General features: G+C 72.5%; 16 protein-coding genes. 9 read left to right on the top strand and 7 right to left on the bottom strand.

Features of this window, described 5'->3' with window-relative positions; genetic code table 11:
* Positions 1-482 precede the first annotated feature (482 nt).
* Together ACWD4O_RS05625 and ACWD4O_RS05620 are read left to right on the top strand one after the other, a co-directional pair.
* Entirely contained in the window at positions 483-1,811 is a 1,329-nt protein-coding gene (locus ACWD4O_RS05625) for an ATP-binding protein (RefSeq protein WP_451277680.1), read from the top strand.
* Positions 1,808-2,572, top strand: a complete 765-nt coding sequence (locus ACWD4O_RS05620; protein WP_451277678.1) for a LuxR C-terminal-related transcriptional regulator — start codon at positions 1,808-1,810, stop codon at positions 2,570-2,572. Before ACWD4O_RS05625 ends, ACWD4O_RS05620 begins: the two co-directional genes overlap by 4 nt.
* A gap of 45 nt (positions 2,573-2,617) precedes the next feature.
* Here ACWD4O_RS05620 and ACWD4O_RS05615 read toward each other — a convergent pair whose 3' ends face one another.
* Positions 2,618-3,706: an NlpC/P60 family protein gene (locus tag ACWD4O_RS05615; RefSeq protein ID WP_451277676.1), complete on the bottom strand. Its 1,089-nt coding sequence runs from the start codon at positions 3,704-3,706 to the stop codon at positions 2,618-2,620.
* A 471-nt stretch (positions 3,707-4,177) separates the two neighbouring features.
* Here ACWD4O_RS05615 and ACWD4O_RS05610 point away from each other — a divergent pair, with 471 nt between their 5' ends.
* Positions 4,178-4,531 (top strand): hypothetical protein, encoded by a 354-nt coding sequence (locus tag ACWD4O_RS05610; protein ID WP_451277674.1) that lies wholly within the window; start codon positions 4,178-4,180, stop codon positions 4,529-4,531.
* Here the strand turns inward: ACWD4O_RS05610 and ACWD4O_RS05605 are convergent.
* Together ACWD4O_RS05605 and ACWD4O_RS05600 are read right to left on the bottom strand one after the other, a co-directional pair.
* A complete protein-coding gene (locus ACWD4O_RS05605) occupies positions 4,509-5,510 on the bottom strand; it encodes a tellurite resistance/C4-dicarboxylate transporter family protein (protein WP_451277672.1) in 1,002 nt (333 codons plus the stop codon). The two genes, ACWD4O_RS05610 and ACWD4O_RS05605, sit on opposite strands and share 23 nt — an antisense overlap.
* Positions 5,511-5,699: 189 nt before the next feature.
* Positions 5,700-6,851 (bottom strand): NlpC/P60 family protein, encoded by a 1,152-nt coding sequence (locus ACWD4O_RS05600; protein ID WP_451277670.1) that lies wholly within the window; start codon positions 6,849-6,851, stop codon positions 5,700-5,702.
* Positions 6,852-7,163: 312 nt separating this feature from the next.
* Here ACWD4O_RS05600 and pcrA point away from each other — a divergent pair, with 312 nt between their 5' ends.
* Entirely contained in the window at positions 7,164-9,686 is a 2,523-nt protein-coding gene (pcrA, locus tag ACWD4O_RS05595) for a DNA helicase PcrA (protein WP_451277668.1), read from the top strand.
* A 66-nt stretch (positions 9,687-9,752) separates the two neighbouring features.
* Here the strand turns inward: pcrA and ACWD4O_RS05590 are convergent, their stop codons facing one another.
* Positions 9,753-11,285, bottom strand: coding sequence for a M23 family metallopeptidase (locus tag ACWD4O_RS05590; RefSeq protein ID WP_451277766.1), 1,533 nt, complete (start codon positions 11,283-11,285; stop codon positions 9,753-9,755).
* Positions 11,286-11,542: 257 nt separating this feature from the next.
* Positions 11,543-12,526, bottom strand: a complete 984-nt coding sequence (locus ACWD4O_RS05585; protein WP_451277666.1) for an esterase/lipase family protein — start codon at positions 12,524-12,526, stop codon at positions 11,543-11,545.
* Between the two features lie 458 nt (positions 12,527-12,984).
* On the opposite strand from ACWD4O_RS05585, the gene ACWD4O_RS05580 reads away from it, so the two are divergent.
* On the top strand, positions 12,985-13,401 hold the full coding sequence (locus ACWD4O_RS05580; protein ID WP_450946204.1) for a cobalamin B12-binding domain-containing protein: 417 nt from the start codon (positions 12,985-12,987) through the stop codon (positions 13,399-13,401).
* 36 nt (positions 13,402-13,437) lie between these two features.
* On the opposite strand, the gene ACWD4O_RS05575 is transcribed toward ACWD4O_RS05580, so the two are convergent.
* Positions 13,438-15,048: a DUF5691 domain-containing protein gene (locus tag ACWD4O_RS05575; RefSeq protein WP_451277664.1), complete on the bottom strand. Its 1,611-nt coding sequence runs from the start codon at positions 15,046-15,048 to the stop codon at positions 13,438-13,440.
* 143 nt (positions 15,049-15,191) lie between these two features.
* Positions 15,192-16,556 carry an SWIM zinc finger family protein gene (locus tag ACWD4O_RS05570; protein ID WP_451277662.1) on the bottom strand — a complete coding sequence of 455 codons (1,365 nt, stop codon included), beginning with the start codon at positions 16,554-16,556 and terminating at the stop codon, positions 15,192-15,194.
* Between the two features lie 167 nt (positions 16,557-16,723).
* Between ACWD4O_RS05570 and ACWD4O_RS05565 the strand changes: the two genes are divergently transcribed.
* The 4 genes from ACWD4O_RS05565 to sucC all read left to right on the top strand — a co-directional run bounded on the left by ACWD4O_RS05565 (position 16,724) and on the right by sucC (position 22,972).
* Positions 16,724-17,854 carry an ATP-binding protein gene (locus tag ACWD4O_RS05565; RefSeq protein WP_451277660.1) on the top strand — a complete coding sequence of 377 codons (1,131 nt, stop codon included), beginning with the start codon at positions 16,724-16,726 and terminating at the stop codon, positions 17,852-17,854.
* 136 nt (positions 17,855-17,990) lie between these two features.
* Positions 17,991-20,309 (top strand): DUF5682 family protein, encoded by a 2,319-nt coding sequence (locus ACWD4O_RS05560; RefSeq protein WP_451277658.1) that lies wholly within the window; start codon positions 17,991-17,993, stop codon positions 20,307-20,309.
* Complete coding sequence (locus ACWD4O_RS05555) at positions 20,306-21,556, top strand: VWA domain-containing protein (protein ID WP_451277656.1); 1,251 nt, start codon at positions 20,306-20,308, stop codon at positions 21,554-21,556. The genes ACWD4O_RS05560 and ACWD4O_RS05555 overlap by 4 nt, the downstream gene beginning before the upstream one ends.
* A 237-nt stretch (positions 21,557-21,793) precedes the next feature.
* Positions 21,794-22,972 carry an ADP-forming succinate--CoA ligase subunit beta gene (sucC, locus tag ACWD4O_RS05550; protein WP_451277654.1) on the top strand — a complete coding sequence of 393 codons (1,179 nt, stop codon included), beginning with the start codon at positions 21,794-21,796 and terminating at the stop codon, positions 22,970-22,972.
* The last annotated feature ends 18 nt before the right edge of the window (positions 22,973-22,990 follow it).

The following is a 22,990-nucleotide window of genomic DNA, read 5'->3' as shown; positions in this document are numbered from 1 at the left end:
CGCCGCCCCTGGTGCCTCGGGCCCTCCCGCTGAACTCGCTCCTCTCTGTGAACCGCTACCGGTCTCTGAACCGCTACCGGCTGCCGCCGCGGCCGCAGCCTGGGCGGCGATCGTGGCGGCTGTCGCGGCCTCGGTGGCCGCCTCGACCACGGTCCGCGCCTCCGTTTCCTCGGACGGGCCGTGTCCTTCGCGGACTCCTTGCTCGCCGGGCCCTCCGTGTTCTCCGTGCGCGCGAGGCTTTTCACCGGCCGTGCCCGGAACGCCGGGGGACGGGGCGGCCGCGTCGGGCGCGGTGCCCCCGTCGGGCTCGGCGTCCGCGGCGTGCTGGTGATCTGTCATGAGTCCATGGTGGCGGGCGAGCCGCCCTCGCGGCAGTCGGAACGACCCTGGTCGGACCCTGATATCGGCCCTGATCCGGGGCAGGGGAGGCGTTCGACGTGCGGCGGCCCGGAAGATCAGGGGCGTCTCGGGGACGAACCCTGATGCCCGGGCCGACCGCCCGTGTGACCATCGTTGGCATGCCGGAAGCCGCAACAGCGCCACTCGTCGAACCGCGGCCGCCGCGCAAGCTCTACCGCAGCAGCGACGGACGCTGGCTGGGTGGCGTGGCGCGGGGGCTCGCCGGGCATCTCGGGCTGCCCGTCGTGTGGGTGCGGCTCGTCTTCGCCGGCCTGTTCATGGCGGACGGCCTCGGCGCCCTGCTCTACGCGGCCTTCTGGTTCTTCGTGCCGCTCGGGGTCGGCGGTGTCGGCGACCAGAAACCCCCGGCGCTGGTCGCCACCGAGACCGCGTCCGACGGCCGCCGCAGGCTCGTCGCCCGCAAACCCGACAAGGGGCAGATCGTCGCCCTGCTCCTCATGGTCGTCGTCGCCATGGTCTTCGTCGGCAATGTGAACCTGGGCACCGGCGCCAAGGCGTATCTGCTGCCCGCCGTCCTCGTCGGCGCGGGCGTCGCCCTCGTCTGGAGACAGGCGGACAACGCGCGCCGGGCCCGCTGGGTCGAGGTCGGCCGCAGACGCCGTACGCTCACGCTCCTGCGCGCGGGCGCCGGCGTCCTGCTGGTCACGGCCGGCGTCTCCGGCATCTTCGTCCTGCAGGGCTCGGCCGCCCACCTCGGCTCGGTCCTCCAGGCGGCCCTCGCGGTCCTCGTCGGCATCACGCTCCTCGCCGGTCCCTACCTGGTCCGTATGACCCAGGACCTCTCCGAGGAGCGCCTGATGCGCATCCGCGCCCAGGAGCGAGCGGAGGTCGCCGCCCATGTCCACGACTCGGTGCTGCACACCCTGACCCTGATCCAGCGCAACGCGGAGAACGCCGGCGAGGTGCGCCGCCTCGCCCGCGCCCAGGAGCGCGACCTGCGCACCTGGCTCTACAAACCCGAGGGCACCGGAAAGGAGGAGGCCGACGAGCCGACCACGGTCGCCGACGCGGTGCGCCGCAACGCCGCCGAGGTCGAGGACAAGCACGGCGTCCCCATCGAGGTCGTGGTCGTCGGGGACTGTCCGCTCGACGAACGGGTCGGCGCACAGATGCAGGCCGCGCGCGAGGCGATGGTGAACGCGGCCAAGTACGGTGGCGAGGGCGGCGCCGTGCAGGTCTACGCCGAAGTCGAGGGCAGGGCGGTCTTCGTGTCCGTCCGGGACCGTGGACCCGGCTTCGACCTCGACTCGATACCCGCCGACCGCATGGGCGTCAGAGAATCGATCATCGGCCGCATGGAGCGCCACGGGGGCACCGCGCGACTGCGGGCCGTCCCGGACGGCGGCACGGAGGTCGAGCTGGAGATGGAGAGGGCGGAGAACACGTCATGAGCGACCCGACCGATACGACCGGTACGAACGGCACGACCGGGACAGGGGGAGCGGCGGAGGCGGCCGAGCCGGCGAAGGCCTCCGGCGACACCACGAGCGGGCGCCATGTGCGCGTGGTCCTCGTCGACGACCACCGCATGTTCCGTACCGGCGTGCAGGCCGAGATCGGCCAGACCGAGCAGACCGGCGTCGAGGTCGTCGGTGAGGCGGCGGACGTCGACCAGGCGGTCACGGTCATCACCGCGACCCGGCCCGAGGTGGTCCTCCTGGACGTCCACCTGCCGGGCGGCGGCGGGGTCGAAGTGCTGCGCCGCTGCGCCCCGTTGATGGCCGACGCCGAGCAGCCGGTGCGCTTCCTCGCCCTGTCCGTGTCGGACGCGGCGGAGGACGTCATCGGGGTGATCCGCGGCGGAGCCCGGGGCTACGTCACCAAGACGATCACCGGTACGGACCTGGTGAACTCCGTGTTCCGGGTCCAGGAGGGCGACGCCGTCTTCTCCCCTCGCCTGGCCGGGTTCGTGCTGGACGCCTTCGCCTCGACCGACGCCCCGCCGGTCGACGAGGACCTCGACCGGCTCACCCAGCGTGAGCGCGAGGTGCTGCGGCTCATCGCCCGCGGTTATGCCTACAAGGAGATCGCCAAGCAGCTCTTCATCTCCGTCAAGACGGTCGAGTCCCATGTCTCGGCGGTGCTGCGCAAGCTCCAGCTGTCCAACCGGCACGAGCTCACACGGTGGGCGACGGCGCGGCGACTGGTGTGACGTCGGCCGGAGCGGGTGGGTGCGCCCACCGGGTCGCTCGTCGGCTCACACCACCCGTGTGGCCCCCGCGAAGGGCATCTCGTCGATCGGCGCCACGCGCACCGGGGCCGACGGGTTCGGTGCGTGGATCATCTGGCCGTCGCCGATGTAGAGGCCGACGTGGGTGATGCCGGAGTAGAAGAACACCAGGTCGCCCGGGAGGAGTTCGGAGCGGGAGACGCGCTGCCCGGCGCCGATCTGGGCGTATGTGGTGCGGGGCAGGGAGACGCCGGCGGAGCGGTACGAGGCCAGGACGAGGCCCGAGCAGTCGAAGGCGTTCGGTCCGGTCGCGCCCCACACATACGGGCTGCCGAGCTTGGAGTAGGCGTAGGAAACGGCGGCGGCCGCACGGGAGTTGGGGGCTCCTACGGTGGCGGAGCCGGGCGCCTGGAGGTCGGCGCGGCCGCCCGTGGAGCTGCGTGAGGCGCGGTCGCCGGCGCCTCCGGCTGTTCCCCCGCTCGTCCCCTCGGCGATTCGGGCCCGCTCCGCCGCCGACAGCTGGGACAGCAGGCGGCGGGCCGCGTCCAGCTTGCCGGTGATGGTCTCCTTCTGCGTCTTCAGCTCGGCCTGACGCGCCTTGAGGGAGGTCAGTTCGACGCGCGCGGCGCCGCGCAGCTGCTCGATCTCCCGCAGCTGTCTGCGGACCCGGGCGACGGCGGCCGACTGGCGGTCGCCGGCCCGCTCGGCGAAGGCGGCGCCGTCGAGATAGCCGTCGGGGTCGTCGGAGAGCGCCAGTTGCACGGCGGGGTCGAGTCCGGTGCTGCGGTACTGTGCCGCCGCCATCGAACCCAGGGCCTCCCGTGCCGAGTTGAGCTTCTCCTCCTTGCGCGCCGCCTCGTCCCGGATCGTCTCCAGCCGCTGCTCGGCCGCGGTCGCCTTCTCCTGCGCGCCGTTGTACTTCTCGGTGGCTGCCTCCGCCTCCTGGTACAGCTTGGCCACCTTCGTCTTGACCTCGGCCTGAGTCAGGTTCGGCTCGGCCTGTCCGGTCCCGTCGAAGGCCGTCGCCGTCGCCGCGCCCGCGAGGGCGAGGGTGAACGCCGTACGGGCCGTCTGGCCGCCGAGCGAGCGTTGTCGGGGCCTGCGGTGCGCTGCCACGTGGGACTGCACGTCCTTTCGTACGACCGCCTCGTCCGTTCGGACAGCCGCCGGGTGACCTGGGGGGCCGTCGTGGGGAGCGGACGGACGGCCCGGGAAGCGGCTGACGCGTCCGGCGACGGCCCGCACGGGGGAGCGGGGCCGCCGCCGGACCTTCTCGGCGGTGGTGGCCGACTGCCGCCCCTGGCCCGGGCGGCGGTGGGGAGCCGGTCACCTGGGGGAGGACGCTAGGCCCGGTGGTGTCGGTCGGGTAACGCGATGTGCGGAAGTGACTCGAGCGGACTGCCGGGTGACCACACCTGTCCGAAATCCCGGACCGTGGCCGTCGGTTCACGCGGTGCGCTGACCGAAACGGCGTTTTCGGGACGCGTCGGGGCGGCAGACTGCTATGGGACGCATATATGCAAGTCCGGTCGGGCGGGGAGGGCCGGTGTCGGGCGGCCCACGCGCGGCTGACTAGCATCCGGCCTCATGGACGTACTCATCCATCTTTTCGTCGGCCTGCACATCATCGGCATCGCCGCGCTGCTGGGCGGCTTCCTCACGCAGCTGAAGGCGCTGGGCCAGGGCACGGCCCGCTTCGTCCCCGCGATGCTCCACGGCGCGGCCACGATGCTGGTCACCGGCGTGATCCTGGTCGGCCTCAACCAGGCGGACGACCAGCACGTCAACAACATCAAGATCGGCGTGAAGCTGGCCCTGCTGATCGTGATCCTCGGCCTCGTCTATGTGAAGCGGGACGACGAGACGGTGGAGAAGCCGCTGTTCGGCCTGGTCGGACTGCTGACCGTGGCGAACGTCTTCATCGCGGTGCTCTGGACCTGAGCGCGCCGCCGGCCATGGTCACGGCCGCCGCGGCGACGGCCAGCCAGGCCGCCACCGCGACCCACAGCAGCACCTCCCCGGGCCCCTCGAGCGACGGGACGTCGACCTCGGCGGCCACGGACAGGGTCGCCGCGGCCGACATCCCCATCGGGAACACCGTCGCCCAGCGGCGCACGTCGTAGCGGGGCCGCGGCCATCGCAGCTCGGCGACGAGCAGGACGGCGTACCAGGCCAGGGCGAGCACGAGCAGCGCGACGGTCACCGTGCGCAGGACGTCGGTGTCGTCGTCGTTCCACAGGTAGAGGCCCCCGTCCTCGGCCGTGAGGAGATTCGCCCCCGCGAGCGCCGAGACGGCGAGCGCGCCGCCGGCCACCCACTGGTCCCCGGCCCCCTCGGCCACCTGCCGCAGGTCGAACAGGGCCAGGGCGACGCCGTAGAGCACGAGCCCGAGCCAGAACAGCACGAGCGCGGTGTGTGCGAGCCAGGCCGCCGCCTCCGCCTTCGCCAGGACCGCGCCCAGCAGCGCGAGCCCCTGTGTGGCCACGCAGGCCAGGAACACCGCCCCGGGCATCCGCCGCCTCCACCGCCGTACGACGGTCGCCAGCAGCACGGGCCACAGCGCCGCCGACAGCGCGAGCAGCGCCTCGGCCAGGGTCTGCCGGCCGAGCACGCACACGCGCGTGCCGAGCACGGCCGTCGCCGCCACGGCGGTCAGCGCCCCCGGCGTCCCCGCCTCCGCCAGCCACCGCTCACGCTCCCGCAGCAGCCGCACCACGAAGTCCGCCGCCAGCGCCACCCAGGCGGCGCCCGCGAGCGCCAGGGCGATGCGGGACAGCGTCTCGTAGTCCGCCAGATGCAGGCCGATGGAGAGGATCCCGGTCGCCATCACAGCGGCTCCGGCGGCCGGCTGCCGCCGCGCCCACCAGAGGCCGAAGGGGGAGCGGGGGGCGGGGGACGGGCGAGCGGGGGAGCCGGACATGCGGCCGATGCTAAGGAGCGCGGTGCGCCGTGGGCGCGGGGCTCGCGCGCGGGCGGGCGGAATTACGCGCGGGTGCAGGGCGCGGGGGAGGGGCGCGGGGGAGAGGCGGGCAGCCCACGCGCGCGTGCCCGAGAACAGACGCTCACGCGCGCGTACCCCCGCACGAGGCCCACGCGCGTGTGCCTGTTCTCAGGCCGGGCGGACCACGCTGGGGAGGATCGTCTCGCCGTCGTAGCGGACCGACTCCTCGCGCACGTAGGCGCCCGGCTTCGGGGCGTGGATCATCATGCCTTTGCCGATGTAGACGCCGGCGTGGCTGACGTCGTCGTAGAAGAAGATCAGATCGCCGGGCCGGGCGTCGGCCAGGGAGACCTTGGTGCCGGCCTTCGCCTGGTCGTGGGTGGCGCGCGGGAGGGTGACGCCGGCGGCCTTCCAGACGGCCTGGGTGAGACCGGAGCAGTCGTAGGAGTCGGGGCCCGCCGCACCCCAGACGTACGGCTTGCCGATCTGCGCGCGGGCGAAGGCGATCGCCTTCGCGGCCTTGGTGGCGTACGGGGAGTCCGCGGCGGGCGAGGCGGAGGCGGAGGCGGAGGCGGAGGTGGAGGTGGAGGCGGACGGGGAACCCGTGTTCGACGAGTCGCCGCCGCTCTCCTGCTGGGCGGCGGCCTGCGCCGCGGCCTGGTCCGCTGCCTGCTGTTGAGCGAGCTCCGCCGCTTGTTGTTGAGCGAGCTCCGCCGCCTGCTGCTGGGCCAGCTCCGCCGCCTTGCGCGCGGCCTCGTCCTGCTTCTGCTTCTCGATCGCCGCGAGGCGCGCGTTCTCCTGGGCCGTCAGCCGGGACAGCAGCACGCGCGCGTCGCTCAGCTTCTTCTGGACGGTGGCCTTGGCGGTCTTCAGCCCGTCCGGCGAGTCGGCGAGCGTCGCGAGGCTCTCGGCGGCCTCCTGGCGCTTCGTCGTCGCCGACTGCTCGGTGACGTAGTCGGCGACCGTGCCCTTCTGACGGTCGGTCACCCGGTTCGTCGGCTGGTTCTGGTCGACTGGCTCCTGCGGGGTGTCCGCTTGCGGGAACGTCGCCGTGTCGGGCGCGGCGGCGCGCTTCCCGTTCGTCTTCTCGCTGGCGAAGTTGTACTTCTCGGTCGCCGACTCCGCCTGGCGGTAGAGGTTTTCGACCTTCTTCTCGATCTCCTCCAGGCTCGGCTTGCCGTCCTCCTGCGGAGCGGGAGCGGCGTTCGCCGTCTGGGAGAGCAGGGCCACGGAGGTGAGGGCGGCGGTGGCGAGGGCGGGCGTGCGTATGCCCGCCACGCGCGTGCCCGCGGAGCGCGACTTGCGGTGCTGCGACGCCAAGGGAGGCGACTCCTTTGGTTCGGTGGGTCCCCGGCTCCGGACGCCGCACAGGGGTGCAACCGGACTCGGCGGAGGTTGTGCGGCCCGGCGAGGTTTCGCCGGCGGGGATCCGTGTGGCCTGGCGAAACGGTAGCCAACTCGTGCTGCTCCTGTGAAGGTTGATGGGTGATATGCCCGATACATTTCCGTGACCTTTCGTGATGCCCGCATGTGGGATCACGTGTGGTGACGGTGTTGCGCCGGAGGGTGAGAGCGGAGATGTTTCCGGGGCGGCGGCCGCTTGTCAGTGGTGCCCCCTAGACTCGGAGAGCGATGAGCAGCCTCTTTGACGACAGCTTCCTGGCGGACCTCCAGGGCCCCCGTGCCCACGAGGAGGAGCCCCCGCCACCGCCCGAGGACGATCACGGACCGGAGTCGGTCCCGGACGATCTGTTCGGCGGGAAGTTCGACGTGCCCCCGGACCGCGACGCCCACTACCGCGGCGGCGCCCCCCGCCCGGTCCTGGACGCGGCCGCACTCCTGGAGGGGCTCAACGACAACCAGCGCGCGGCCGTCGCCCACGCCGGCACCCCGCTGCTCATCGTGGCCGGCGCCGGCTCCGGCAAGACGCGCGTGCTCACCCACCGCATTGCCCACCTGCTCGCCGAGCGCAACGTGCACCCGGGCCAGATCCTCGCGATCACCTTCACCAACAAGGCCGCGGGCGAGATGAAGGAGCGCGTCGAGCACCTCGTCGGCCCGCGCGCGAACGCGATGTGGGTGATGACGTTCCACAGCGCGTGCGTGCGCATCCTGCGCCGGGAGAGCAAACGGCTCGGCTTCACGTCGTCGTTCTCGATCTACGACGCCGCCGACTCCAAGCGCCTGATGGCCCTGGTCTGCCGGGATCTGGACCTCGACCCCAAGCGCTACCCGCCCAAGTCCTTCAGCGCCAAGATCAGCAACCTCAAGAACGAGCTGATCGACGAGGAGGACTTCGCCGCGCAGGCCGCCGACGGATTCGAGAAGACGCTCGCCCAGGCCTACGCGATGTACCAGTCCCGGCTGCGCGAGGCCAACGCCCTCGACTTCGACGACCTGATCATGACGACGGTCAACCTGCTGCGCGCCTTCCCGGACGTCGCCGAGCACTACCGCCGCCGCTTCCGGCACGTCCTGGTCGACGAGTACCAGGACACCAACCACGCCCAGTACACCCTCGTCCGCGAACTGGTCGGCACCTCCGAGCACCCCGTCGACGTACCGCCGAACGAGTACGACGTGCCGCCCGCCGAACTCTGCGTCGTCGGTGACGCCGACCAGTCGATCTACGCCTTCCGCGGCGCGACGATCCGCAACATCCTCCAGTTCGAGGAGGACTACCCGAACGCGACGACGATCCTGCTGGAGCAGAACTACCGCTCCACGCAGACGATCCTGTCCGCGGCCAACGCGGTCATCGAGCGCAACGAGTCCCGCCGCCCGAAGAACCTGTGGACCAACGCGGGCGCGGGCGCGCGCATCACCGGCTATGTCGCCGACACCGAGCACGACGAGGCGCAGTTCGTCGCCGACGAGATAGACCGACTGACGGACGCGGGCGACGCGAAGGCGGGCGACGTCGCCGTCTTCTACCGCACCAACGCCCAGTCCCGGGTCTTCGAAGAGATCTTCATCCGGGTGGGCCTGCCCTACAAGGTCGTCGGCGGCGTCCGCTTTTATGAGCGCAAGGAGGTCCGGGACGTCCTGGCCTACCTGCGTGTGCTGGCCAACCCGGAGGACTCGGTGCCGCTGCGCCGGATCCTCAACGTGCCCAAGCGCGGCATCGGCGACCGCGCCGAGGCGATGATCGACGCCCTCTCCCAGCGGGAGAAGATCAGCTTCCCGCAGGCGCTGAAGCGCGTCGACGAGGCGTACGGCATGGCCTCGCGGTCCACGAACGCCGTGAAGCGGTTCAACGCGCTGATGGACGACCTCCGCACGATCGTCGAGTCGGGCGCCGGTCCGGCGACGGTCCTGGAGGCCGTGCTCGAACGCACCGGCTACCTCGCCGAGTTGCAGTCCTCCACCGACCCGCAGGACGAGACCCGCATCGAGAATCTTCAGGAACTCGCCGCCGTGGCCCTGGAGTTCGAGCAGGAGTCCGGGGAGACCGGGGAGACCGAAGGGGAGGGCGAGGCCGCGGCCGCGGCGCCCGTCGGGCTGGCCGCCTTCCTGGAGCGGGTCGCGCTCGTCGCCGACTCCGACCAGATCCCCGACGACGAGGAGGACGGCTCGGGCGTCATCACCCTGATGACCCTGCACACCGCCAAGGGCCTCGAGTTCCCCGTCGTCTTCCTCACCGGCATGGAGGACGGCGTCTTCCCGCACATGCGCGCCCTCGGCCAGGCCAAGGAACTGGAGGAGGAGCGCCGCCTCGCCTACGTCGGCATCACACGCGCGCGTGAGCGGCTCTACCTCACCCGGTCCGCGCTGCGCAGCGCCTGGGGGCAGCCCTCGTACAACCCGCCGTCCCGGTTCCTCGAGGAGATCCCGTCGACGCATGTGGACTGGAAGCGGACGGGAGCCACCGCGCCCGTGTCCTCCGGCCCGGTGTCCGGGGTGGCGGCGTCGCTGTCCTCGTCCCGCTCGCGTTCCTCGGCCGCGGGCGCGTCCGGCTTCGCGACGCGCCGGGGCGCGGCGGACAAGCCGGTGGTCGCGCTGACCGTCGGCGACCGCGTCACGCACGACCAGTTCGGGCTCGGCACGGTCGTCGGAGTGAAGGGCACGGGCGCGAACGCGGAGGCCACGGTCGACTTCGGCGACACCAAGCCGAAGCGGCTGCTGCTGCGGTACGCGCCGGTGGAGAAGCTGTAGCCGCACACGGCTGAGCCCCCGCCAGGACTTCGGTACAAGCGGGGGCCCGGAGCAAGGCCGTCGGGTCTACGTCGGGTTGAGGCCGTGGCTGCGCAGCCACGGCAGCGGGTCTATGGGGGAACCGCCGGCCGGCCGGACCTCGAAGTGCAGGTGCGGACCGGTGGAGTTGCCGGAGTTGCCGGAGTACGCGATGGGATCGCCGGCCTTGACCGTCGTACCGGAGGCGACGCGGTAGGTGGAGAGGTGGCAGTACCAGGTCTCCGTGCCGTCCTTCGCCGTCACGATCATCATGTTGCCGTAGGCGCTGTTCCACTGTGTGCGTACGGTGCCGTCGGTCGCCGCCATCACGGTGGTGCCGTAGGAGACCGGGAAGTCGATGCCGGTGTGCTGGGACATCCAGTTGATGCCGGCCTGGCCGTAGTAGGCGCTGAGGCCGTGCTTCGCGACCGGAAGGGCGTACTTGGGGCGCAGCCGCTCCTTGCGGGCCGCCTCCGCCGCCGCCTTCTTCTTCTCGGCTTCCTGCTGCGTCTTGAGGTCGATACGTTCCTGCGTACGGCTGGCCCGGTCGGCGAAGTCGTCGGCCCCGGCGGAGAGGGTCTCCAGCTGGCTGTCCAGCTTGTTGTTCGCGGCGGACGGTTTCACCGGCTGCGCGTCCGAGGCGGACGCGGTCGTGTCCCTATCGCCGTCGCCGCCGGTCAGCGTGCCGACGGAGGCGGCGGCGATCCCGGCGACCCCCATCACACAGGCCGAGGGCACCGCCACGGTCAGCAGCGCGGAGCGCTTCGCGGGCATCCGGCGCCGGGAACGGTTCGCGTTGCGGGTGGCCGCCCGCCCGACCGGTGCGGGGGCGGCGTCCTCCTGCTCGTCGAGGAGCGGGAGCGGGGTGCCGTCGGACGACTCGTCCTCGGCCGGGGCGGAGTCGTCGTACCCGGCGTGTTCGAAGGTGGCGGTGGCCTGCTGGTCGAACGGGACCTCGGCCGGCTGCTCGTACTCGTCGGAGGCCTGCGCGGACTGAGCGGCCTGCGCGGACTCGCCGCCGTCGGAATTCCACTGCGTCGCGTCGTACGCGCCGGTGTCGAAGGCCTGCGTGCCCCATTCCCAGTGCTGGGTCTGGTCGGCCGGGCTGCCGGACTGGTCGGGCTGCAGCCAGGCACTCGCGTCCCACTGTCCGCTGCCGTCGGGCGCCGTCGCCTGCTGCGGGACGGCGGACAGGTGCTGGTGCTGGCCGGTGGACCAGGCGGTCGCGTCGTACGCGCCCGAGTCGTAGACCGCGTGGTGCTGGGCGGCATACGCGTCGTAGTTCAGGGTCTGGTGGCTGCCCGTGTCCGGGGCCTGGTGGCTCTGGTGGTCCTGATGACCGTCGGTGCTCCACTGCGCACCGCTGTCGTACGTGCCGGTCGCCTGGTTCGTGCCGTCGCCGGGGAGCTCGCCGAAGAGGGGGTCGGCCGCCTGGAAGTGTCCGGTGGCGTGCGCGCCGGCGTCGTAGGAACCGGTCTCGTAGCCGGGGTACGTGGTGAAGCCGTCGTACTGGGCTTCCTGGGTGCCGTACGACGCGTAGTGCGCCGCAGCGGGATCGGAAGCCGGGGCCGGGGTGGTCATGATCCCCGACGGGTGACGGTCGTTCACCAACTTCTCTTTCGCCGACGACAGGGGCTGCCAGAGCAGTGCGGCGACTGTACCCGGCAGTACGCGGGCACGACAATCTTCTGCAGGTTTCGCGCCCGCAGGAAAGGGGCATTCGGCGGTGTTTCGGGGGACGGCGGGCGCGGGTTTGGCCGTATGTTCGAATGGCGTTCGAGGCGGGAGGGGTGCCGGGCGGGTCTCGGGGCTTCGTCGGGCCGCGGTTCGGGGCGTCGTCAGGCCACGGTGAGGCCGTCGGACCGGGGGCCGGTGCGGGTGCCGCCGGACGCTCCTGCGGACGCTGTCGCCGACCCCGGGTGCGCGGCGTCGAGAGCCTGCCGGATGCCGGTCGCCACGGCCGGGTGCACGGGCAGCGCGAGGTGGCCGATCCCGGTCACCCGGACGTTCTGCGCCAGCAGGTCGGGATGGTCGACGCAGGCGGTCTCCAGCGGGTCCATCAGATGGTCGAGGTCGCTCCAGAAGCTGACGAAGTGCGTACGGCAGCCCGGCGCGGGCCGGGAGAGCTCCTCGATGACCTGTGAGCCGGGGCGCATCTGGCGCACGATCGGGTGCGCGTTCGCCAGCGGCGCCACCCGGGTGCCGGAGTGCGGGGTGCCCAGCGTGACCAGCGTCCGGACGCGCACGTCACCGCCCAGTCGCTGCACGTAGTAACGGGCGATGAGGCCGCCCAGGCTGTGCCCGACCACATCGACCTGCGGACTGCCGGTGCGCTCGCATATCTCCTCTATGTGCCGGCCGAGCAGCTCGGCCGCGGTCCGGATGTCGCAGGTCAGAGGGGAGTAGTTGAGCGACTCCACCCGATGCCTGCCGTGCTGGGCGAGGTTGCGGCGCAGCAGGACGAACACGGAACGGTTGTCGATGAAGCCGTGCAGCAGCACGACCGGGGGCGGGGCGGCCTGCGTGGGCAGCTGTGCGGGCCCCTCGCCGGTCGGTCCGGGGAGTGCGGGCCGGGCCGCGCCACGGCGCTCCTGGGCGATGCCGGAGGGATAGAGGAGCAGATGGCCCGCGAGGATCGCGAGGTCCAGGGCGGTCGCCTTGAGGAGGGTCAGGGAGAGACCGGCCAGCCTGCTCGGAAGGCTGGGCATGTTCGTGAGGCTCGTGATGCTCGTGATGTTCGGGAGGCCCGACAGGCTCGGCATGTCCGCCAGCAGACGCCGGTACAGCGGGAGAAAGGGCTGCAGTGCCCAGGTGACCTTCATGGGCCGACCTCCTGTCGGCACGCTGAGGACTTCTCTGTCCCCCGTGTGCCCTCGTGGAAGTCGCTTTCGAGGAGGTCGAGCGGGCACGACAGGGTGTGGAGCGGGTGCGGCCTGTGGTGCGGGGTGTGTACGGCTTGTGTGACACCCGTTGCACCGATGACGCGACGAGGATCCCTGTCCGGTGTGGCGACGAGGCTCCCCGTTGTCGTGCCTTACCTGCCCTACGTGACCATCGTGCCTGCCGATGCGCCGTACCGCCACGCAGCGCGGCCTGCTGCGTGGCGGTACGGCGACCTCGTCGCGGCTCCCGGTGCGGCTGTTGCCCGGTGGCGCGGGCGAACAGTGCGCGATGAACGTGTCCCTGCGTGTGATTTCCCCCTCGGCCGGCACGGTGAAACTGCCGGTTGCGGGATGCTGGGGATAACGTTCGTTCACTCGGTCGCGTCATGGAGGCAGTGATGGGTGTGGCAGCCGGTCCGATCCGCGTGGTGGTGGCCAAGCCGGGGCTCGACGGCCACGATCGCGGGGCCAAGGTGATCGCGCGGGCGCTGCGCGACGCCGGTATGGAGGTCATCTACACCGGTCTCCACCAGACGCCCGAGCAGATCGTGGACACCGCGATCCAGGAGGACGCCGACGCGATCGGACTGTCCATCCTGTCCGGGGCCCACAACACGCTCTTCGCCGCGGTGATCGAGCTGTTGAAGGAGCGGGAGGCGGAGGACATCCTGGTCTTCGGCGGCGGGATCATCCCCGAGGCCGACATCGCGCCTCTGAAGGAGAAGGGGGTCGCCGAGATCTTCACTCCGGGGGCGACCACCGCGTCGATCGTGGAGTGGGTCCGGGCCCACGTCCAGCAGCCTGCGGGAGCCTGAGCGAACCCCGGTTCGGCCCTGAGTGAAGGCGCTGTGTCATGCCCCCAGCTCCTGCGCCATCACCGCCCGCAACCGCAGGGTTCTCCCCAGTCGTTGGAACGCCTCCGCCCAGTAGCCGCCCGCTCCCGGTGACGCGTCCTCCGGTTCGTCCGGCACGGCCAGGAGGGCGTCCAGGCGGGCCGCCTCCGAGGGGTCCAGACAGCGTTCGGCCAGGCCCATCACTCCGCTGAAGCTCCAGGGGTAGCTGCCCGCGTCCCGTGCGATGTTGAGCGCGTCGACCACGGACCGGCCCAGCGGTTCCGCCCACGGTACGGCGCAGACGCCGAGCAGTTGGAACGCCTCCGACAGGCCGTGCGTCGCGATGAAACCGGCGACCCAGTCGGCCCGCTCGGGCACCGGCAGCGTGCCCAGCAGCTTCGCCCGCTCGGCGAGGGACACCGCGCCCGGCCCGCCCGCGCCGGGTGCCGACGGCACGCCGAGCAGCGCCCGCGACCAGCCGGGGTCCCGCTGCCGTACGGCGGCTCGGCACCATGCCCCGTGCAACTCGCCCAGCCAGTCGTCGGCCACCGGCAACGCCACGATCTGCTCCGGCGTACGGCCGCCCAGTCGCGTCGGCCAGGTGGCGAGCGGGGCCGCCTCCATCAGCTGGCCGAACCACCAGGACCGCTCGCCGCGGCCGGTCGGCGCCTTGGGCGACACGCCGTCACGCTCCATGGCCGGGTCGCACTCGTGCGGCGCCTCCACGACGAGCGTCGGCGTGGCCCCGGTGTGGTCGACGGCCACGCACGTGCCGGCCCGGACCGCCATGCGCGCGGCGAGGGCGGAGCCCGGCAGGGCCGACAGCAGCTCCGCGGCCGTCGCCCGCACATTGCGGCTGCGGTCGGTCAGCGCCTGCTCCAGGAACGGCTCGTCCCGTGCGCCGAGGCCGGTGCGCAGCGAGTCGAGGAACATCAGCCGGTCCTCGGCCCGCTCCGTAGACCAGGTGGCCATGAGCAGCTCACGGGCCGCGTCGGGGTCGCGGGAGCGGATCGACGCCAGCAGGGCGACACGCTCGGCGAACAGGCCCTCCTGCCACAGCGTCTCGACACGCCGGGCCTCCGCCGGGCCCGGCAGGGGGGCGCCGCCGCCCGGCGCGCCGCGCAGGGCGAACCGCCAGTCCGGGTTCAGCCGGGCCAGCCACAGCGCCCGCGACCCCGCGAAGCGCAGTGCCGCCGGGCGCAGGTCCGTACGCGCGCGTGCCGCGTCGAGCAGCGCGGGGAGGGCCTCGGGGGGAGCGGCGAACCCGCGGGCGTTCACCGCCGTCAGCCACTGGGGCAGCAGCTCCATGAGATCCGGTGCCGTGCTTCTGCGGCCGCCCGAGCCGGTGCCGGGGCGGTCGGCCAGGAGCAGGGCGAGCCTGCGGGCCGCCGCGGCCGGCAGCGCCGGGCGGGGGTCCTCGGGGGCCGGCTCCGGGCGGGGAGCCGCCCGGCCCGGGCGCAGGCCGGCCCGTCGGCGGACGGTCTCGGCGGCCGCGGCGTCCAGCAGCGCCGCCGGCGCGTCCCGGCCGGGGGCCGCTCCCGGGGGCGTACGGCGGTCGGTGCCGAGGAGGGCCGCGGTGACCAGGTCCTCCCAGGCGGGTGGTGGGGGGAGATGCGAGGCGGCGGTCATGAGGCTCCCTTCTGGTGCGGGTGCGGGTGCGGGTGCGGGTGCGTCTGCGGGTGCTGTCGCTGTCGCTGTCGCTGTCGCTGTTGCTGTTGTTGCTGCTGTCGCTGGCGTCGTCGCCGGTGTCGTTCTTCCTGGTCCAGCCGTGTTCAGCGCAGGCGCACCGCCTCTCCCGGGCCCGTGGGCCAGGCCGTCAGGGGGGTGAAGCCACGGTGGCCGCACTCGCCGAAGACCCTGACGGGGGCCCCGCCCGACAGAGCTGCCAGGCGCCACAGACCGGGGTGGGAGACCGCCGTGGGGGTGAGCGGCAGGGCCGTGTCGCCGTCGGCGTCCGCCAGTTGCCAGGAGTCGCCGTCCGGGGTCGGTACGACGCCGTCCAGGGTCACCGGGACGGCGTCCTGCCAGGGGTCGTGGCGCAGGGTCTCGCCGTAGCGCGCGGTCGCCTCGGTCGTCGTCGAGCCCGGGGGCCGGGTCCCGGTGAGGGTGGGCGGCGCGAACTGCTCGCCGAGCGACGCCCGTTGCTGTCCGGTGCCGGGATGCGCGGACAGCTCGGCGTCCAGGGCGAGGCCGACGGGCAGCGAGAGCTCCGGAGCGCGGCCCGCGGCGCCGTAGGAGAGGAGGAGCGCGGTACGGCCCGAGGTCGTGCCGTAGAGCCAGATACGGCGCGTCGTCAGTTTCGGGTCCTGCGTGTCGTACTGGGCGAGGACCAGCCACTGATCCCGTACCGGCGGGCCGGCCGGGGACGAGGGCAGGCCCACGCGGGTGCGGACCGTCGCCGCCAGGGCCTCCGGCAGCCGCTCACGGTGCAGCCAGCCCTGGTCGAGGAGATGGAGCAGCGCGCACTCCTCCAGCAGCCGCACCGGCCAGCCCGGGCCGGACGCCGGGATCGCCCCCAACTCCCGCACCCGCGCGGCGAGTCCGGGTGCCTGCGCGTCGACCATGCGGGCCGCCGTCTCCTCCCACAGGCCGTACCCCGCCTGTTCGGCCGCGGCCAGGCCGGAGCGCAGGAGGTCGGCGAGCCGCTCCTCGAGTTCCGTCGCCCCAGCCGTGATCCGCTCGGCGCGGCGCTCCGCCCTGCGGCGCGCCCCCTCCGGATCGGCGAGCCCGGACGTGGAACCCGCCGGGTCCGCCGCCCGTTCCTCCTGGGCGCCTCTGCGCCCCGCGATCCACTGCTCGGCCCAGTCCGGCACCTGCCCCGCCGGTACCGATCCCTCCCCGTCCGACCAGAGCAGCAACAGCCCGAGCGCGTGCTTGCACGGGAACTTGCGGCTCGGACAACTGCAGTCGTACGCCGGTCCGGAGACGGCGGACGGCGTGTCGGCGACGTCGACGACCGTCCGGTACGGAGTGCTGCCGCTGCCCTTGCACAGGCCCCACACCGCCCCCTCCCGCGAGCTGCCCGTCCCCGACCACGGCCCGGCCGTGCCGAGTTTGCTCCCCGCTTTGCGTGACGCGGAGTCAGGCGCCAGTGCCAGCACCTGATCCGCGGTCCAGCGCACCCCCTGCTGAGTCATGTCATCGAAGGTAGACCCCACCACTGACAATCGGTCCGCCGCACCTCCCGCGAGCATCCGAAGAGCCTGGCCGCCAGGACGTTTTCGCAGGTCAGATCGCGTTGTCAGTGGCGTGGTGCACGGTGGACACCAGATCCGAACCGGCCGAGCTGGAGGGGGCCTCAGCCATGTCTGTGTCCGTAGATCCGACGTCCGTGGAATCGACCGGCAGCCAGTCGTCGGAGGCATTGCGTCCGCACGCCGAGGACGCTTTCGCGAGCGAACTCGCCGCGCTGGCAGCACAGGACGACCGGCCGCGCCCGGCCCGCTGGAAGCTGTCGCCGTGGGCCGTCGCCACCTACCTCCTCGGCGGCGCCCTGCCGGACGGCACGGTGATCTCGCCGAAGTACGTGGGCCCGCGCCGGATCGTCGAGGTCGCCATCTCCACCCTCGCCACCGACCGCGCCCTGCTGCTCCTCGGCGTGCCCGGCACCGCCAAGACCTGGGTCTCCGAGCACCTGGCCGCGGCCGTCAGCGGCGACTCGACGCTGCTGGTGCAGGGCACCGCGGGCACCCCCGAGGAGGCGATCCGCTACGGCTGGAACTACGCGCAGCTGCTCGCGCACGGGCCGAGCAGGGACGCGCTGGTGCCCAGTCCGGTCATGCGCGCCATGGCCGACGGAATGACCGTCAGGGTCGAGGAATTGACTCGCGTTCCGGCCGACGTACAGGACACACTCATCACGATCCTGTCGGAGAAGACGCTCCCGGTACCGGAGTTGGGGCAGGAAGTACAGGCGGTCCGTGGCTTCAACCTGATTGCCACGGCCAACGACCGCGACCGCGGGGTCAACGAGCTGTCCAGCGCCCTGCGCCGCCGTTTCAACACGGTGGTGCTGCCGCTGCCGGACAGTGTCGAGGCCGAGGTCGACATCGTCGCACGGCGCGTGGGCCAGATCGGGCGCTCCCTCGATCTGCCGACCGCACCCGACGGTATCGACGAGATCCGCCGCGTGGTGACCGTCTTCCGCGAACTGCGCGACGGGATCACCTCCGACGGCCGGACCAAAGTGAAATCACCGAGTGGCACCTTGTCGACGGCCGAAGCCATCTCCGTCGTCACGGGCGGGCTTGCCCTGTCCGCGCACTTCGGCGACGGAGTGCTGCGCCCTGGGGACGTCGCCGCGGGTGTCCTCGGCGCCGTCGTCCGCGACCCGGCCGCCGACCGGGTCGTGTGGCAGGAGTACTTGGAGGCGGTCGTGCGCGAACGCGCCGGCTGGACGGATTTCTATCGCGCCTGCAGGGAGGTGAGCGAGTGAACGTCAGCAAGGAAAGCAACGGGATCGACCAGAACCAGATGACCTGGGCGTATGCCCACGGAGTGCGGAGGGCGGCAGTGAACAGGGTGGCTGTGAACGACGACACGAAGTGGCCCCGCAGGCGCGGGTGGACGGGATGACGAGCGCCGACGGAGGCGGTGACCGGGCCGCGGATGCGGGCCGGCCGCTGCTCCTCGGGGTGCGTCATCACGGGCCGGGTTCGGCCCGGGCGGTGCGGGCGGCCCTGGCGGCCGCCCGCCCGCGGACCGTCCTGATCGAGGGGCCGCCCGAGGCCGACGCGCTGATCCCGCTCGCCGCCGACGCCGGAATGCGACCGCCGGTCGCCCTGCTCGCCCACGCCGTCGACGAACCCGGCCGGTCCGCCTTCTGGCCCATGGCCGCGTTCTCCCCGGAGTGGGTCGCCCTGCGCTGGGCCCTGGAACACGACGTCCCCGCCCGCTTCATCGACCTCCCGGCCACCCACACGCTGGCAGCGGAGAGCGCGGAGGCGGAGCAGGCGGACCGGGGAGACGGGGGAGACGGGGGTGACGGGGGCGACGGGCTGCGGGGGGATCCCCTTGCGGCGCTTGCCGAGGTCGCCGGGTACGACGATGTCGAGCGGTGGTGGGAGGACGTCGTCGAGCATCGGACCTCGGGGGATCCGTTCGCCCCGTTCGCCGCGCTCGAAGAGGCCATGGGCGCGCTGCGCGAGACGTACGACGGTGACCGGCGGGACCTCGTGCGGGAGGCGTACATGCGCGGCCAAGTGCGGGTCGCGCAACGGGAGTTCGGGGCGGACGGGGTGGCCGTGGTGTGCGGGGCGTGGCATGTGCCCGCACTGCGCCGGAAGACCGCCGTCGCCGCGGACCGGGAGCTGCTCAAGGGGCTGCCCAAGGTCAAGGCCGACCTGACCTGGGTGCCGTGGACCCATCGCAGGCTCGCACGGGCCGGGGGGTACGGCGCCGGCATCGACTCGCCGGGCTGGTACGCCCATCTGTTCGGCGCGCCGGACCGGCCGGTCGAGCGGTGGCTGACGAATGTGGCCGTGCTGCTCCGCGAGGAGGACCGGATCGTCTCCCCGGCGCATGTCATCGAGGCGGTGCGGCTCGCCGAGACGCTCGCCGCGGTGCGCGGCCGGCCGCTGCCCGGTCTGGGCGAGACGACCGACGCCGTGCGCGCGGTGCTGTGCGAGGGCTCGGACGTTCCGCTGGCGCTGGTGCGGGACCGGCTGGTGGTCGGGGATGTGCTGGGCGAGGTGCCGGCCGGCGCGCCCGCGGTGCCGTTGCAGCGCGACCTCGACCGGTCGCAGCGTCGGCTGCGGCTGAAACCGGAGGCGGAGGACCGCGAGCTGTCGCTCGACCTGCGCAAGGAGACCGACGCCGAGCGCAGCAGGCTGCTGCACCGGCTGCGGCTGCTGCACGTCGCCTGGGGCGAGCCGGCCGCCTCGCACGGGGACACGGGGACGTTCCGGGAGAGATGGCGGTTGCGGTGGGAGCCGGAGCTGTCCGTGCGGGTCGCCGAGGCCGGGGTGTGGGGGACCACCGTGCTCGCCGCGGCCACCGCGAAGGCGGAGGCGGACGCCGTCGCCGCACGCGCCCTCGCCGAGGTGACCGCGCTCGCCGAGCGCTGCCTCCTGGCCGGGCTGCCGGACGCGCTGCCGACGGTGATGCGGGTCCTCGCCGACCGGGCGGCCCTCGACACGGACGTCGGCCACCTCGCCCAGGCCCTGCCCGCCCTGGTCCGCTCGCTGCGCTACGGAGACGTGCGCGGCACCGACACCGGCGCGCTGGCGGAGGTGGCCGCGGGCCTCGCCGAACGGATCTTCGTCGGCCTCCCGGCGGCCTGCGCCTCGCTGGACGCGGACGCGGCGGACGAGATGCGCCGCCATGTGGACGCGGTGCACGGGGCGGTGGCGATGCTCGGGGACGGCCCGCGCATCCGCTGGCGTGCCGTGCTGCGGGTGCTCGCCGGGCGGGACCGCGTGCCGGGCGTCGTCCGGGGCCGTGCCGTGCGCCTCCTCCTGGACGAAGGGGAGCTGGACCCGGCGGAGGCGGCGCGGCTGATGGGGCTCGCCCTGTCGCCGGGGACGCCGCCGGGCGACGCGGCCGCCTGGATCGAGGGCTTCGCCGGCGGCGGTTCCGGGGGCGGACTGCTCCTCGTGCACGACGAACGGCTGCTCGGGCTGGTCGACGGGTGGCTCACGTCGGTGCCGGCGGAGGCGTTCACCGACGTGCTGCCACTGCTGCGGCGGACCTTCTCGGCGTACGAGCCGGGGGCGCGCAGAACGCTCGGCGAGCTGATCCGGCGGGGGAAGAGGACGAGCGCGGTGGAGACCGGGACGCCGGGGTTCGCACCCGGGCTCGACGAGGCGCGCGCGGACGCCGTCCTGCCGATGGTGCGGCTGCTGCTGGGACTGGACGGGGACAGGCACAGGGAGACGGTGGTCGGCGGATGACGGGGACCGAGATCGAGACGGGGACAGAGACCGGGACAGAGACCGCGACAGAGACAGGGGCTGAGGCAGGGACAGAGAGGGAGCGGGAGCGGCTGCGGCGCTGGCGGCTCGTGCTCGGCGGCGGCGGCGACGGCGATGCGGCGGACGGGACCGGCCACGGGCTCTCCGGGCGGGACGCCGCGATGGACCGGGCGCTCACCGCGCTCTACGGATCGCGAGACGGGGCGCGAGACGGTGCGCGGGCGGGACGGGAGCGTTCGGCGGGGCTCGGGGCGTCGGCGCCGTCCGTGGCGCGCTGGCTCGGGGACATCCGGACGTACTTCCCCTCCTCCGTGGTGCAGGTCATGCAGCGTGACGCCATCGACCGGCTCGGGCTGTCCGCGCTGCTGCTGGAGCCCGAGATGCTGGAGGCGGTGGAGGCCGACGTGCACCTCGTCGGCACGCTGCTCTCCCTCAACAAGGCGATGCCGGAGACGACGAAGGAGACGGCGCGGGCCGTCGTGCGCAAGGTCGTCGACGACCTGGAGAAGCGGCTCGCCACCCGTACCCGGGCCGCGCTGACCGGGGCGCTGGACCGCGGCGCGCGCGTCAGCCGGCCGCGCCACCGCGACATCGACTGGAACCGCACGATCGCCGCCAACCTCAAGCACTACCAGCCCGAGTACGGGACGGTCGTGCCGGAGCGGCTCGTCGGGTACGGGCGGGCCTCGCAGTCGGTGAAGAAGGAGGTGATCCTCTGCATCGACCAGTCCGGGTCGATGGCGGCCTCGGTCGTGTACGCGTCGGTGTTCGGGGCGGTGCTGGCGTCGATGCGGTCGATCAGCACCCGGCTCGTCGTCTTCGACACGGCGGTCGCCGACCTCACCGACCTGCTCGACGATCCGGTGGACGTGTTGTTCGGCACCCAGCTCGGCGGCGGCACGGACATCAACCGGGCGCTCGCCTACTGCCAGTCACAGATCACCCGGCCGGCGGAGACGGTGGTGGTCCTCGTGAGCGATCTGTACGAGGGAGGCATCCGGCACGAGATGCTCAGACGGGTCGCGGCCATGAAGGCGTCGGGGGTGCAGTTCGTCGCGCTGCTCGCGCTGTCGGACGAGGGAGCGCCGGCCTACGACCGGGAGCACGCGGCCGCGCTCGCCGAGCTGGGCGCGCCGGCGTTCGCCTGCACACCCGATCTGTTCCCGGAGGTCATGGCGGCGGCGATCGAGAAACGGGGCCTCACCGGGGTGATCCCGGCCCCGTGAGGACCTTCACCTTCGGCACCCGGTGCCAGTGATCGCGGCATCATGTGACAGGTATCACCGCTCAGGTGTGACCCTCGATTTAGGGGCCCCCTTAAAGCAGCGATAACCTGCGAGACGGACATGCCGCGCGCTCGGACACCGTGTGCGCCACCCCTGTGACAGCGGACGTCACGTTGCCCTTCGCGGCACGCCCACGCATCCAACGAACCGCGAGATCACTGATAGGGACGGAAGCGCGTGGACCTGTTCGAGTACCAGGCGAGGGACCTCTTCGCCAAGCACGATGTACCGGTGCTGGCCGGTGAAGTCATCGACACGCCTGAGGCGGCCCGCGCAGCCACCGAGCGTCTTGGTGGCAAGTCCGTCGTCAAGGCCCAGGTGAAGGTCGGCGGCCGTGGCAAGGCCGGTGGCGTGAAGCTTGCCGCCACCCCGGACGAGGCCGTCGCCCGTGCGACGGACATCCTCGGCATGGACATCAAGGGCCACACGGTCCACAAGGTGATGATCGCCGAGACGGCCCCGGAGATCCTGGAGGAGTACTACGTCTCCTTCCTCCTCGACCGTGCCAACCGCACCTTCCTCTCCATCGCGTCCGTCGAGGGCGGCATGGAGATCGAGGAGGTGGCGGAGACCCGCCCCGAGGCCGTCGCCAAGACGCCGATCGACGCCAACGTCGGCGTGACCCCCGAGGTCGCCCGCCAGATCGTCGAGGCCGCGAACTTCCCGGCCGAGGTCGCCGACAAGGTCGAGAACGTCCTCGTCACCCTGTGGAAGACCTTCATCGAGGAGGACGCCCTCCTCGTCGAGGTCAACCCGCTGGCCAAGGTCGCCTCCGGCGAGGTCATCGCCCTCGACGGCAAGGTCTCCCTCGACGAGAACGCCGAGTTCCGTCAGCCGGACCACGAGGCTCTCCAGGACAAGGACTCCGCGAACCCGCTGGAGGCCGCCGCCAAGGAGAAGAACCTCAACTACGTCAAGCTCGACGGCGAGGTCGGCATCATCGGCAACGGCGCGGGTCTCGTCATGAGCACCCTGGACGTCGTCGCGTACGCCGGTGAGAACCACGGCGGCGTGAAGCCGGCCAACTTCCTCGACATCGGCGGCGGCGCGTCCGCCCAGGTGATGGCGAACGGCCTGGAGATCATCCTCGGCGACCCGGACGTCAAGTCCGTGTTCGTCAACGTCTTCGGCGGCATCACCGCCTGTGACGAGGTCGCCAACGGCATCGTCCAGGCCCTGGAGCTTCTCAAGTCCAAGGGCGAGGAAGTCACCAAGCCGCTGGTCGTCCGACTGGACGGCAACAACGCCGAGCTGGGTCGCAAGATCCTCTCCGACGCCAACCACCCGCTGGTCCAGCGCGTGGACACCATGGACGGCGCGGCCGACAAGGCCGCCGAGCTCGCGGCTGCGAAGTAAGGAAGAGGGACTCAGACA

This window comes from Streptomyces sp. NPDC002623 (assembly GCF_053592635.1).
Note: the sequence above shows the minus strand (reverse complement) of the source record. Positions and strands in the feature narration are given on the sequence as shown.

Bases quoted from the DNA above. Each gene is read 5' to 3' on its own strand.
- pcrA (WP_451277668.1), top strand. From the start codon at position 7,164: ATGAGCAGCCTCTTTGACGACAGCTTCCTGGCGGACCTCCAGGGCCCC.
- ACWD4O_RS05575 (WP_451277664.1), bottom strand. From the start codon at position 15,048: ATGACCGCCGCCTCGCATCTCCCCCCACCACCCGCCTGGGAGGACCTG.
- ACWD4O_RS05605 (WP_451277672.1), bottom strand. From the start codon at position 5,510: ATGTCCGGCTCCCCCGCTCGCCCGTCCCCCGCCCCCCGCTCCCCCTTC.
- ACWD4O_RS05620 (WP_451277678.1), top strand. From the start codon at position 1,808: ATGAGCGACCCGACCGATACGACCGGTACGAACGGCACGACCGGGACA.
- ACWD4O_RS05570 (WP_451277662.1), bottom strand. From the start codon at position 16,556: ATGACTCAGCAGGGGGTGCGCTGGACCGCGGATCAGGTGCTGGCACTG.
- ACWD4O_RS05590 (WP_451277766.1), bottom strand. From the start codon at position 11,285: ATGACCACCCCGGCCCCGGCTTCCGATCCCGCTGCGGCGCACTACGCG.
- ACWD4O_RS05610 (WP_451277674.1), top strand. From the start codon at position 4,178: ATGGACGTACTCATCCATCTTTTCGTCGGCCTGCACATCATCGGCATC.
- ACWD4O_RS05555 (WP_451277656.1), top strand. From the start codon at position 20,306: ATGACGGGGACCGAGATCGAGACGGGGACAGAGACCGGGACAGAGACC.
- ACWD4O_RS05560 (WP_451277658.1), top strand. From the start codon at position 17,991: ATGACGAGCGCCGACGGAGGCGGTGACCGGGCCGCGGATGCGGGCCGG.
- ACWD4O_RS05625 (WP_451277680.1), top strand. From the start codon at position 483: ATGCCCGGGCCGACCGCCCGTGTGACCATCGTTGGCATGCCGGAAGCC.
- ACWD4O_RS05585 (WP_451277666.1), bottom strand. From the start codon at position 12,526: ATGAAGGTCACCTGGGCACTGCAGCCCTTTCTCCCGCTGTACCGGCGT.
- ACWD4O_RS05580 (WP_450946204.1), top strand. From the start codon at position 12,985: ATGGGTGTGGCAGCCGGTCCGATCCGCGTGGTGGTGGCCAAGCCGGGG.
- ACWD4O_RS05565 (WP_451277660.1), top strand. From the start codon at position 16,724: ATGTCTGTGTCCGTAGATCCGACGTCCGTGGAATCGACCGGCAGCCAG.